Annotated in this window: 11 protein-coding genes; 5 read left to right on the top strand and 6 right to left on the bottom strand. The window is 66.0% G+C overall.

Going from position 1 to position 12,186, the window contains the following annotated elements:
• Window position 1 precedes the first annotated feature (1 nt).
• The 3 genes from ABUA28_RS03700 to ABUA28_RS03710 are packed head-to-tail and all read right to left on the bottom strand — an operon-like array spanning window position 2 to window position 4,520.
• Window positions 2–1,987 (bottom strand): glycosyl hydrolase, encoded by a 1,986-nt coding sequence (locus tag ABUA28_RS03700; protein ID WP_349902577.1) that lies wholly within the window; start codon window positions 1,985–1,987, stop codon window positions 2–4.
• Complete coding sequence (locus ABUA28_RS03705) at window positions 1,984–2,727, bottom strand: HlyD family efflux transporter periplasmic adaptor subunit (protein WP_349902578.1); 744 nt, start codon at window positions 2,725–2,727, stop codon at window positions 1,984–1,986. The genes ABUA28_RS03700 and ABUA28_RS03705 overlap by 4 nt, the downstream gene beginning before the upstream one ends.
• Window positions 2,724–4,520, bottom strand: coding sequence for a glycosyltransferase family 2 protein (locus ABUA28_RS03710; RefSeq protein WP_349902579.1), 1,797 nt, complete (start codon window positions 4,518–4,520; stop codon window positions 2,724–2,726). Before ABUA28_RS03710 ends, ABUA28_RS03705 begins: the two co-directional genes overlap by 4 nt.
• Before the next feature lie 361 nt (window positions 4,521–4,881).
• Between ABUA28_RS03710 and ABUA28_RS03715 the strand changes: the two genes are divergently transcribed.
• From ABUA28_RS03715 to ABUA28_RS03725, 3 genes are all read left to right on the top strand, one after another.
• Window positions 4,882–5,658, top strand: a complete 777-nt coding sequence (locus ABUA28_RS03715; protein WP_349902580.1) for a hypothetical protein — start codon at window positions 4,882–4,884, stop codon at window positions 5,656–5,658.
• Window positions 5,658–6,287 (top strand): DedA family protein, encoded by a 630-nt coding sequence (locus tag ABUA28_RS03720; protein ID WP_349902581.1) that lies wholly within the window; start codon window positions 5,658–5,660, stop codon window positions 6,285–6,287. The genes ABUA28_RS03715 and ABUA28_RS03720 overlap by 1 nt, the downstream gene beginning before the upstream one ends.
• 113 nt (window positions 6,288–6,400) lie before the next feature.
• On the top strand, window positions 6,401–6,529 hold the full coding sequence (locus ABUA28_RS03725; protein ID WP_349902582.1) for a hypothetical protein: 129 nt from the start codon (window positions 6,401–6,403) through the stop codon (window positions 6,527–6,529).
• A 49-nt stretch (window positions 6,530–6,578) separates the two neighbouring features.
• Here the strand turns inward: ABUA28_RS03725 and ABUA28_RS03730 are convergent, their stop codons facing one another.
• The gene (locus ABUA28_RS03730; protein ID WP_349902583.1) at window positions 6,579–7,043 is read right to left on the bottom strand and encodes an SRPBCC family protein; all 465 of its coding nucleotides are present in this window, start codon (window positions 7,041–7,043) and stop codon (window positions 6,579–6,581) included.
• Between the two features lie 33 nt (window positions 7,044–7,076).
• Window positions 7,077–8,366: an MFS transporter gene (locus ABUA28_RS03735; RefSeq protein WP_349902584.1), complete on the bottom strand. Its 1,290-nt coding sequence runs from the start codon at window positions 8,364–8,366 to the stop codon at window positions 7,077–7,079.
• A gap of 106 nt (window positions 8,367–8,472) precedes the next feature.
• Here ABUA28_RS03735 and ABUA28_RS03740 point away from each other — a divergent pair, with 106 nt between their 5' ends.
• On the top strand, window positions 8,473–9,063 hold the full coding sequence (locus ABUA28_RS03740; protein WP_349902585.1) for a TetR/AcrR family transcriptional regulator: 591 nt from the start codon (window positions 8,473–8,475) through the stop codon (window positions 9,061–9,063).
• Window positions 9,064–9,087: 24 nt separating this feature from the next.
• Here the strand turns inward: ABUA28_RS03740 and ABUA28_RS03745 are convergent, their stop codons facing one another.
• The gene (locus ABUA28_RS03745; protein ID WP_349902586.1) at window positions 9,088–10,485 is read right to left on the bottom strand and encodes an alpha/beta hydrolase domain-containing protein; all 1,398 of its coding nucleotides are present in this window, start codon (window positions 10,483–10,485) and stop codon (window positions 9,088–9,090) included.
• A 115-nt stretch (window positions 10,486–10,600) separates the two neighbouring features.
• On the opposite strand from ABUA28_RS03745, the gene ABUA28_RS03750 reads away from it, so the two are divergent.
• The gene (locus ABUA28_RS03750; protein WP_349902587.1) at window positions 10,601–12,184 is read left to right on the top strand and encodes an ABC transporter substrate-binding protein; all 1,584 of its coding nucleotides are present in this window, start codon (window positions 10,601–10,603) and stop codon (window positions 12,182–12,184) included.
• Window positions 12,185–12,186 lie beyond the last annotated feature (2 nt).

Raw genomic sequence — 12,186 nt, forward strand, 5'->3', positions numbered from 1 at the left:
GTCACCTGGTCATGATCCACGCGAGCAGGTAGCTGCGGGAGTCGCCGTCGTCGATGCGGTTGTCCGGCAGCGCCTTCGCATCCTTCAACGCCTTCGCCTTCTGCGCGTCCCCCGCCATCGCGGAGTACATGATGAGGTAGTCGCCGAGCGTGACGTCGTACCCGTTCGGTGCTCCCTGGGCGAGGTTCTTCTCGATGCGCGTCGAATCTCCGCCGAGGTAGCCCGAGACCGGACTCATCGGCAGCAGCAGGATGGCGAGCTTCGCGTTCGGCTCCGCGCTGAACCAGGTGGCGTAGTCGCGCTTGCCGCCCCAGTTGAGCGAGACGATCGAGTGCGTGTAGCCCCGATACACGGGCGCGGAGGTGTCGAAGTTCGTCCAGTACGCCTTCGCGGATGCGGCCTCGCTAGACAGCATCCACTCGGCCTCGTCCTGCAGCGACTTATTTCTCGTCACGTCGGCCCAGAGCGCGAGTCCGTTCCAGGCCGAGACCGCTTCCGAGCTCGACTCCTGGTTGTTGCCGTCGGCAAATGGCGAGTACCCGGATGCCCAGGAGTGGCCCGCGTAGGCGTCGAAGGTGCGACGCACGGGAAAGTGCTTCGACGGCCCGCTCGTGGCAAGGTCGGCAGCGAGCAGGTTGATCACCGGCGCGATCTTCTTCGCGAGCGTCGCGTCGTGAGCTGCGGCGACGCTCGCCGCATAGAGGAAGTAGCCGTAGTGGAAGTGGTGGTCGTTGAACTCGTCCGCGCCGAAGGATGCCTTGAGCCCGACCATCCCGCGCACCGCCGGGTCGTAGACGAAGCACTGGGTCACGCGCGTCCTGCAGCCCTTCGGGTCCGTCCACTTCTCCAGCGCGCTCGAGAGCTGCCTCTTTACGGTCGCCGCCGAGTCGTCGTCGCCGAGCTGGGTGGCGAGGTCGAGCAGGTTCGCGAGGCGATAGAGCGCTTTGCCACCGAAGTAGGTGTCCGTGGGCAGGTCCGGCGGCGCATCCGCGTCCTTCGTCACCTGCGCCTTCAGCGCATCCTTCTGTTTCGCCGACAGGCGATCCACCGGAAGCGAGTCGTCGGGCGCGATGCGAGGCGATGCCCACTTCAGGGTCGTGCCGGAGCATAGCGCCAGTTCGCCATAGACGGAGGGATAGCTGCCGAGGCCGCAGTCGACCGAGTGATCGAGATCCGCCTTCTGGTGCGGCATGGCTACGAACACGGTGTCGGACTTGCCGCGGGTGCGGTAGCTGATCGCGGTCTCGACCGTCGTGTCCGACGCCGAATGCGTCACGGATGTCGACACGAGCGGCTCGGCGAGCGCGGCGACCGCGTCCAGGCTTCCGGCGCTCGGGGCGGCGAACCACACGGCGGACTGCCCCTTCTTAAGGGAGACGGCGCCGCCGTCCTTCTGCACCTCTCCCTTGGTGACGAGGCCGTAGTGGGAATCCTGCACTTCGGCGCTCCAGCCACCGCCCGAGTGTTTCAGCGGACGCGGGAGTTTGAGCGTCGCATCCTGCTTCGCCGTAAAGCTCACGAGCGGCGAGCCCTCGGCGATCACCACCGAACCGATGGCCTTGCCCGAGGCATCCAGTTCGTCGATGGTGACCGAGGCAGTGTCGTAGGCGACGACCTTGCTCGAGGCGGCCCCAGCATCCACGGTGAGGTCCGGCTGCATCCCTCCCGTGATCGTGTTCGCGCCACTGTGTACGACGGGAACACCGAACGAGAAGCCCGAGTCGGTGAGCTCGAAGGAGAGCGGCAGGGGGAACACGGGCTGCGGCGTGCCGAAGACGAGGCCGGAGAACCATCGATTGGTCGGTGGCACGAGTCCGGGTGCCAGCCGCATGTGCGGCGCTGCGGCCACCTCTCGCTGCGGGATGCGCGACAGCGCCGAGGTGAGCGAGCCGTCGTCGATCCTGTCGGGAGTCGGCTCCGTGACGGAGCAGCCCGCCAGGAGCAGGGCCGCGAGCGCGGTGGCGACCATCGCGATGCCGCGCTTCACAGGCCCACCTGCAACAGGAGCGTTCGGAAGGTGTTGGTCACCCCCGAGAGCGGTCCGTCATCGCGCAGGTGCATGATCGCGGTGACCGGCGTTCCCGGCTCGATGAGACCGTCATGGCCGCCGTAATGCAGCCCCTTGCTGCGCACCTCGACTTCGGCATCCGCCTTTCCCGACACGGTGTCGACGCGGATGACCGCAACCTTGCCCAGGACCTTGCGCGTGTCCGGAAGCACGATCTCCACCTCAGCGCCCTTCTCGATGCGCGAAAAGTCGTAGGGGTCGAGCTTGAACTTCGCGAGAGTGTAGAGCGAGTTGCTGCGGTTGATGGTGGCGAGTGTCTCGCCAGCGTCGATGAAGCCGCCGACGGATGCGTTCACCTTCGAGACGACACCGGGCTGCGTGGCGATGAGAGTCAGCAGGCCGTCGCTTCCCACCGTGTATGCGGTGGTCGTCGGCAGCGTCTTGTCCTGCGTGGCGAGGGTCGAGATGTAGCTCATGAGGCTCGCGCTCTGGATGGTGAGCAGCGGGTCGCCCGCCTTCACCGTGTCTCCCTGCTTCACAGACTGCTTGACGACGGTGCCGGCGTAGTCCGAGCCCACGGAGTACGAGATCGCCTCGATGGACGCCGAGGTGCTGGCCACCTGCGACTCACGCTTGTTGAGCATGAGCGTTGCGGCCGCGACGATCGCCACGACGACGATGAGTCCGTTGAGGAGTTTGAAGCGGTTGGTCCAGGTCATGATGCAGCCTCTCTATAGGAACCCGCCGGAACGAGTTCTGGGTCGGACACCGGCGAGGGCAATGGCGAAGGTGTCGTGGTGTCGGCATCCGTCGAGGCCGCGACGGGAACAGGCAGGGGCGCGACCGCCGGGCGACCGAAGGTGGAATACACGCGGGCCCGCACCGGAGCACGCTTGGCCCGGTGCGACTCACGCATCGCGGCGAGGATGAACACCGCGAAGACGATGGTGTTCGTGACGTTCCAGGCGGTCGCGAGCGTGAAGGTCTGATGCCCGAAGTCCTTGACACCCGCGACGATCGAGGTGAGGAACAGGAACGTGAAGGTGAGCACCTGCGGAATCATGAAGTTGAACGGCGACACCCGTTTGCCCGCGGCACCCGTGACGTGCCAGCTCTGCTCCTTGCCCGCGAAGACGTTGATGAACGCCTTGAGGTAGATCGGGAACGACACCGTCGCGAGCACGAGCGTCTCCACCCGGAACGACCCCATCGTGTGCATGGCGAGCATGATCTGCAGGCCGTAGAAGCCGAGGTAGAACAGCAGCCAGGTGACCCACGTGACGGTGAGGTTCACTGGGCGCAGGTCGAAGTAGATCTCGAGCGGCGGCACCATCATGAGGATGAGCGGGGTGATACCCACGAGGTAGTGTGTCGCGGTCACGCCGTACTGCAGGCGCTGGTCGATCGTGAGCCTGCGGCGGGGATTCATCGGGTTCCGTCGCATCAGGATCTCGAAACCACCGGATGCCCAGCGCAGTTGCTGCTTCGTGTAGTCCTCGACGGTCTCCGGCGCATCACCCACGGCGAGGGTCACCGGAATGTAGATCGATCTCCAGCCGCGCTCGTGAAGCAGGAGCGAGGTCCAGACATCCTCCGACTTCGAGCCGGTGTAGATGCCGCCGACCTCGTCGATCGCGGTGCGGCGGAAGATCACGTTGGTTCCCACACAGAACGCGGCGTTGAAGCGGTTACGGCCCGGCTGGATGAAGCGGTAGAACACGGACTGCATGAAGCCCGCGCCGCGCGAGACGAGGTTGTGCATGTTGCCGTAGGTCTGCGGCGTCTGCACGAAGGCGACGTCGTCGTCAATGAAGAACGGCACGGTCTCGTAGAGGAAGTCCTCGTTCGGAACGAAGTCCGCGTCGAAGATCGCGAAGTACTCGGCCTTCGCGTGCGTGAGCGCGTTGTTGACGTTGCCGGCCTTTGCGCCCGAGTGGTCCTGGCGACGCACGTACCAGGCGCCCACATCCGCTGCCAGGTCGCGCACGGCATCCGAGGATCCGTCGTCGAGGATCCACGTGGCGTGCTCGCCCCGCATGGCCACGGCTGCGGACGCCGTGCGACGGATGACCTCGAGGTCTTCTCCATACACGGTGATGAATACGTCGACTCCGATGCGACGGTCGCCGAGGAACATCGGCCAGCGATCTGGAGAGCCTGCCGTGTTCTCGCGGTCCATCGTCTCGCCGTCGTAGAGGCGCTCCTGCGCGTGGTGAAAGGTGAAGCCCCGCGGGTCGTGGCCGCCGGAGAGGATGGTCCACATCGCGAAGAGCGCCTGGACGACCAGCAGCAGCTCTGCCGACATCACCAGCGAGTACGGAAGCCAGTCGCCGCGATTCGCCGGGTTCAGCAGAAACGCGGTGTACGCGATGATGCCGACCGTGGCGATGAGCACGAAAAGGTAGAGCGATGGAGAGTGCACCGCGCCGTTTTCCTGCTTGCGCGGCAGCGGGGTCTCCTCGCCTCGGCGATGGCCCCGATAGGGGCTGCTCTTCCATAAGGGAGTCGTCATGCTGCTGTTCTCCATTTCCTTCTGGCGGGCAGCGTGCACCCGTCGCGAGTGTTGGACTAGCGGCGTCGTTGGCGTCAATGAGGGAAGTTCCCCCGAGAGCGGATGGTGGGATTCGATGATTGGCCAACCCCCATCGGCCAGTGCCTCGTGGAGGCCTCCACACCCCGTCGCTCGGTCTCCAGACTAGGCACGGGGCACCGAGGGCTGACAAGCGTTCACAGGCTATTGGGCGATTAGAGTTCTCTCAGCAAGCCGGTGGGATCGGCGAACCACCCGGCCCGTTCGCTCCCCGCCGCGGCTGTTAGGGTTGCCTAAGTCGAGCCTGTTGAAACGCGCTGGCTCTCCTATCGAAAGGGCTCGTATGAGCTACCTCACCTCGGCACTCCTCGACGAACGCGGCTTCGTCGTTCTGGACCGCTACGACCAGGCGAAAGACCCCGAAGAGTGGCGTGACCTCGAATACGTCAACTGGAAGTCATCGGGGGACACCCGCTTCGCACCGCTCGCGAGCGCCCAGGGCGAGATCGAGGTCGGTGGCTTCTGGAACCACGAGCCGCCGCGTCCGGACAAGGACGGCGTGTGGATCGAGTCCCAGACTGCGAAGGCGCCGAACCTCGTGCGTCGGGCCCAGGAGCCGGGCGCGAACGTCGGCCGCTGCCGCGTTATCGAGCTGCAGCCGAACAGCTACGCGGACGCGCTCTACAACATGCACCAGGACGACAACAATCGTCTCAACCCCCAGGGCTCCGGATGGGTCGTGCGCGGCTATTACAACCTCTCCGACGACGCGGACTCCTACATGGTGCTGCGCAGGGAGCGCTTCGACCCGTCCACCGAGGTGCGTCTCGCGCTGCCCGCAGGCGCCCAGCTCATCATCGACACCCAGCGCTTCTGGCACGCCACCTGGCACGCGGGGTCCCAGCCGCGCTACAGCCTGATCACCTCGTGGGAGTCCGGTCCGGCGCTCGACGCCTACATCGAGAAGTACCACGGGCGAAATGACCACGTGAACGCACACCTCGACCAGAGCGTGATCGCCGAGGGGCAGGCGTCCGTGCAGCACCGCCTCGCCGAGCGTGCCGCGACCCTGGCCGCGCAGGGCAAGATCGATCACGGCCCCGAGAAGTCCGAAGCGTAATGCTTCACCTCGCCGCCCTTGACGGCCAGGCATCCGGTTGGCTGGCCACCTTCGGTCCGATCCTGTTCTACCTGATCGTCTGGGGCCTCGTCTTTGCCGGCACCGGCCTCTTCGTCGGTGTCTTCATCCCGTTCATCACGGGAGACTCGCTGCTCTTTGCCGCCGGAATCATCGCGCACCGGGCAGACAGCGTCAACATCTGGGTGCTGGCCATCGGCGTCGGTGTTGCGGCATTCCTCGGCGACCAGGTGGGCTTCGTGCTCGGCCGCCACTACGGCCGCCCTTACCTCGACCGTCGCAAGGGCGGCTGGGTCAAGAGCGCCGTCGCCAGGTCGGAGAAGTTCTACCACGACCTCGGATGGTGGGCCGTCGTGGTGGCGCGCTTCATTCCCTGGGGCCGCGTCTTCGTTCCCCCGATCGCCGGCATCGCCCGCATGGACTACGGCAAGTTCCTCGCTGCGAACCTCGTGGGGGCGCTGGCCTGGGGAGTGCTGCTCACCGTGACCGGGTACTTCGCCGCGAGCATCCCGGCCGTCAAGTCCGCCGCATATGCCGTCGGAGGCGCCTTCATCCTCGCCTCGATCATCGCCGGAATCGTGAGCTGGCGGCGCAACCGCGCCTCGGCATGAGCTGACCGTCGCATCCATATTTTTTGCTGGTCAGAGGCACATGACTTCCTGAGAGTAATGGGCTATGGTCGTTCGGAAGCACGCCAGCTAGTCAATAGGGAAGCGGAGTGGACATGGCAGGGAAATCGCCTCGGAGCAATGACACGAAGAAGCAGGCCAAGCTGTCTTTGAAGGACAAGCGGGCCCTGAAGCGGGAGAAGGCGGAAGCCACCCCGTTCATCAAGCCGCGCAAGAGCGCGTAGGCCATCTGGGCCGGCGCGGTCCGCTTCGTCGTGGGCCGCGCCTCCATCCTCATGAGTCGGCTTCTGCGGCCTTCTTGATCGCGGCCAGGGTCGCGCGCATTCCGGCCCGCGCTGTCTCGGCGCGGTCGATCACCTGCGCCTCTGCCTCGTCGCCGTAGCGCTCGGCGAAGAGGGCATCTCCCGCCGGGAGGAAATCCCAGGACTCCGTCATGCGGGTGCCGCCGTCGACGGCCTCGAAGGTGTAGCCCCAGCGGGTGCGATCGCCGCCGACGATGAAGGCGAACTCGCGCCCGGGCTCATCCACGGCCACCTGCGAGCGCGTCTCCCAGGTCTTCTCCGGGGTCTCATTGTGCCCGACGAACCAGGCGCCCACGCCGCGGGAATCGTCTTCCCACCAGCCGCCCGTGCACACCGGGCTCCATTCGCCCATGCGGGTGATGTCGGAGACGAGTGCGTAGAGCACCTCGGGGCTGCGGTTGACCAGGATCGACTCGGAAGCGCTGCGGTTGTCCATGATCACACCCTAGCCGCGCCAGACGCGCCACTCTCAGCGAGCACGTACTCCGGCCCCTGCACGACGCGCTCTCGCGAGATGCACGAGGGTGCCGACGGCCGCGCTGAGAACAACGACCAGCGTGTAGGCGATCGCGGTCGGCACGAGATGGAAGATGCTCGCGGCAGCTCCGGCGACGATCGCGGGCACGCCGAAGGAAAGATACGCCACGACATAGATCGCGGCAAACATCTCGCCGCGCTGGTGCGCCTCAGCCAGTGGTGCGATCAATCGCAGCTCGGCCGCAAAGGTGATGCCGAAGCCCACTCCCACAACGACCGTGCCGATCGCGAGAAGCACGATGGACGCGAGCAGGAACGATGCGGCGACCGCCCCAACTCCCAGCAGCAGCGCGAATGACCCGGCAATGACGACGGTGCGGGCCGCCGCGCGACGGCTGAGGAAGATGGATACGGCCCCGACCAGCGACAGCGCCGCGATCGTGCCGCCGCTGACGAGTCCGCTGTCGACGTGGAAGACGTCTCGAAGAATCTCGGGCACGAGCCCCAGGAACAGGCCGCCGGTCATCCATTCTGCGAGGAGCACGGGAACCGCCATGCCGAATTCTCCGCGAGCCCTGGCCGGGATTGCGACGTGGGGGCGCAGGCTGCGCAGCGCACCCGCCCGCGGAGTGACGGATTCCGGCGAGACCACGACGAACGCGAGGCCGAGTATGAACACGGCGGCGAGTGCCAGGAAGGTGCCGACGATCGGATCGGCCTCCGCCTCGATCGACACGCCAGCCAGGATCGCTCCAATCGCGAGGCCGCCGACCGAAGACAGCCCGCTGATGGTCGCGCCGAGCGCGCGATTGTTCGCGGGGGCAAGATCGGTGAGGGCGGCGGAGAATGCTCCCGTCGCCGCGCCCGTGGCAAAGCCCTGGATCGCGCGCGCGAGCACGACTGTTCCGATGCTCGGAGCGAACGCGAAGAGCACCATGGCCGCCGCCTGAAACGCCAGCGCACCGATCAACACGGGACGACGGCCGATGTGATCGGACAGCGATCCAACCGTGAGCAGCGCCACCAGGAGGGTGACCGCATAGACGGCGAACGCGAAACTGATCCACCAGGAGGGGAAGCCCCACTCGGCCTGGTAGACCACGAAGAACGGAGACGGCGCCGCGGATGACGCAAACAGCAGCACGAGGATCAGCGAGAACCCTGTGAAAGCGACGCCGCGAGACGCACCCCGCCGCCGTATCGACGGCCCTGACGCGTGCGCCTCGGGAATCGAGGATGTTGCGGGTGATGCGGGTGATGTCTGGCCGATGGCCTGGTTCACGGCGGGCTCCAAAAGCAGAATAAATGGCTAACGCAATAAATGTTGCGAGAAGTACCGTAACCCTGTTGTCCTGTTATCGCAACTCTTTCTGCGTTAGCATGGATTCATGACGGAGAAGATCGCATTCACGCGCACCGGCGGGCGAAGCTCGCTCGTCGTCGCAGCCGTGCGCTCCGCCGTCGAGACCCTTGTCGCCGAGCTTGGCGCCGAGAACGTGACGATCGCGTTGATCGCTGAACGCGCGGGAGTCAACGCGACGAGCATCTACCGCCGCTGGGGTGACCTCTCCACCCTGATCAACGAGGTGGCGGCATACAAGCTCGACCCCGAGCGGACGCTGCCCGATTCCGGCTCGTTCGAGGAGGACATCCGCGGATGGGCGCACGAGCTCGCCGAACACTTCGGCACGCCGGCAAACCGCTCCCTGCTGCGCGCCGGTGCCGCACTGGCCAACGCCGGCACGAGCGACTGCACGATCAATCGGCGTCGGGAGGCCGCGGTCCTCGTCGAGCGAGTGCACACGCACCCGGAAGACGAGACCGAATCGGGCGCACCGGTTCCCACCGCGGACCAGGTGATCAACTACGTCGTGTCACCGATCACCTACCGCGCGATCTTCGCCCCGGATCCGCTCACGCCAGAGGAAGTCGACGCCCTCGTGGACGACCTGTTCAGGGCCGTGTCCCCCGCCCGATAGTGGCGCGGCCGTAGCTGTACTGACCTAGCCGCGCCAGCGCTTCGGCGCCTCCCGCAGCAACTCGTCGGCGTCGTCGTCCAGCAGCAGGCCTGAGCGCACCTGGTCGCGCACGGCGAGCGCGAAGCGGTCGAGATAGCCGGCGCGTGACCCGTAGCGCTCGCGTAGCTCGGCGATGCGGAACGGGCGCATGCTGCCGACCAGGCGGGCCAGCATCTGCGGGTCGCCGAACGGCATCCACTCCGGCGGCTTCTCCGATTCTTCGGATGCCGTGCTGTGCGGCGCGTAGGCGGCCGTCGGCACGGTGAGCCACGGCGTTCGAACCCCGCCGAGCACGTTCCCGCTCGCGTCGCGCACCAGTTCCTCGGTGCCGCGGCGGTGCTCGAATCGTTCCGCCCGGGGCGGGAGCTCCCCGTTCACCAGCCAGCGGTGCATCGCCTCGAACGCGCCTCGCAGATAGAGATCGAATCGCGCGTCAGAGCGCCGCTCCAGCACCTCGAACGCCGGGCGAACGCCGCCGCTCCGCTCGTACTGCTGCAGGTTCGTCAGCACGCTCGGGTGGGCCTCGACGTGCGCGGTGGCCCCGATCTCGTACAACCGATACAGCGAGTGCGGGTCATCGGAATCCGCGCGAGTCACCGGCTCGTGGGTTTCGGCTTCGGTCTCGCTCAACACCTCGAACGCGATCGCGTCTCGGGGGTCAAGCGTGCGTCGCGGGTCGTTTGCAGCAAGCACGCCATCCTGCTCTGACAGCGGCGGATAGCCCGCGACGCCAGCACCCCCGGAGGAGATACCGATCACGTAGCCGTCGATGAGGTGCCGCTCGTCGTCGCGCATCCAGCGCTCGTGGAAGCCGTCCTGCAGCACGACGCGACAGAAACTGCCGGTGGCAGACATCCCGGCCAGGATCACCCGCTCGGCCCCGATCTGGCCGAAGTCTCCCGCGATGGCGGAGCGGATGGCCGCCCCGAGCACGTCGTAGAGCATGCCGTCTTCAGGGATGTCGACCTCGCGATACCGCTCCGGATCAATGAGCTCCGTGAGCTGCCTGGCGGCCGGCGCGAACACCGTGACGCCCATCCAGGTGTGCCGACCGCGCAGAATCCACGGGTGGATGGCGTTCCAGACCAACGCGGAATCGAGATCCGGATGCAACGGCTCCACCTGCAGGAGCCCGGAGCTCCGACCGGATGCCGGCCGCCGCACGAGCACCCTGGTGCAGAACGGCCGCTCGGCTTTGACCGCCTCGTGGGCCCCATCCGTCCCGTGGCGCCACACCGTTGCGGTGCCTCTGAACAGGTATTCTTCCTCCGCGTAGCCGTAGCGAGGGAGGTCTACACCCATGCTCAGCTCGGGCAGAAATGCGGTGCCGAAGGGCAGTGAACGCCTGCCGATCGGGATCGACTCGGAAACGGGACGCGACATTGCGTGACCTCTCAGGATTTTTCTAACCTATTGCGTGAGTATCAGTTTAGCTGATACTTTCATCTTCGACGCGCAGCCGCGTCGCCTCGTACCCCACTCATTGCAAAGGAGCAACATGTCTGCATCACGCAGACCGACGTGGAAAGCCGCGTTGGTCGCAGTCACTACCCTGGCGTTGGTTTTCGGCACCACAGCCTGTTCTTCCGGCCCGTCAACGAAGTCCTCCTCGACGAGCACCAAGGGCGGCACCCTCACGACGCAGTTCGCCGGCGTTCCCATCAGCCTGAACCCGGCGCTCGGCGGCTCCGGCGGAAGCGCGATCTTCACCTCGCTACCCTATGACTCCCTCGTCTACCAGACCGGTGACGGCAAGCTCATCCCCGACCTCGCGACCAAGTGGGCGCTGTCTGACGGCAACACCAAGCTGACCCTCACCATCCGCAAGGGCGTCACGTTCACCGACGGTGCGAAGCTCGACGCGGCGGCGGTGAAGGCCTCCCTCGAATACACGATGAAGGCCGGCGGTGGCGATGCCAGGTACGCGGGACCGGTCGACACCATCACGACGCCAGACAGCGACACCGTCGTGATCACCTACAAGGCGGCGTACCCTGATGCGCCCTACTACCTCTCGCAGTACTGGAGTGTTGGCCAGATCATCGGGCCGAAGGGTCTCGCAGACCCGAAGAGCCTGCTCACCTCGAGCGACGGCACCGGCCAGTACACCTACTCCGCCGCCGACTCGGTCTCCGGGGCCTCCTACACCTACCTGCGAAACAAGAAGTACTTCAACCCGGATGCCCAGCAGTTCGACAAGATCGTCGTCAAGGTGATCGGTGATCCGAGCGCAGTTTCCTCCGCCGTCACCACGGGCCAGGTCGACTTCGCCGGCATCTCGGCAGGCACCGCGGCCACCGTGAAGGCAGCGGGCCTCACGCTCGTCGCAGCCCCCTTCTTCACCTGGGGTCTCACGATCGCTGACACCCAGGGCACGCTCGTGCCTGCGCTTGCGAACTCGGATGTGCGCCAGGCCATCGCCCTGGCCATCGACCGCGACGCCCTGGCATCCGCGCTCAGCCCCGACTACACCCAGCCCAACGGCCAGATGGGTGCGAAGGGCACCGACGGCCACGTGGCGGACTACGGATTCACCTATGACGTCAAGCAGGCCAAGACCCTCATGGCCAAGGGCGGCTACCCGGACGGCTTCGAACTCACGGTGCTGACCGAGAACATCCTCGACAGCCAGACCACGATCTCGCAGGCGATCGCCGGCGACCTCGGCAAGATCGGCATCAAGGTCAACCTGGTCGTGAAGAACTCCGTTCCCGACTTCATCCAGGCCGGACTGTCGAAGCAGTTCCCTGCACTGATCTGGCCGGTCGTGGGCACGAACTCCGCGCAGGTCGTGACCAACTTCACCCAGCCAGGCGTCACCAACCCGTTCGGCAATGTCAACGAGACACTGAACAAGCTGTACGCCCAGGCGCAGTCGAGCACGAGTGCGACGGCGAGGACGAAGGCGTACGAGACGCTCACCAAGGCGGCAAATGACGCCGGATGGTTCGCCCCGGCGATCTCCACGGAGAACGTCTTCGCGATCGGCAAGACCATCACCAATGTGAAGGCGTCGGCGCTCAACCCGAACCCGCTGCCGCAGGCACCTGACGCTCAGTACGCCTGGAAGCGTACAAAGTAACA

Source organism: Parafrigoribacterium humi (assembly GCF_040227205.1).
Taxonomy (GTDB): Bacteria; Actinomycetota; Actinomycetes; order Actinomycetales; family Microbacteriaceae; genus Parafrigoribacterium_A; species Parafrigoribacterium_A humi.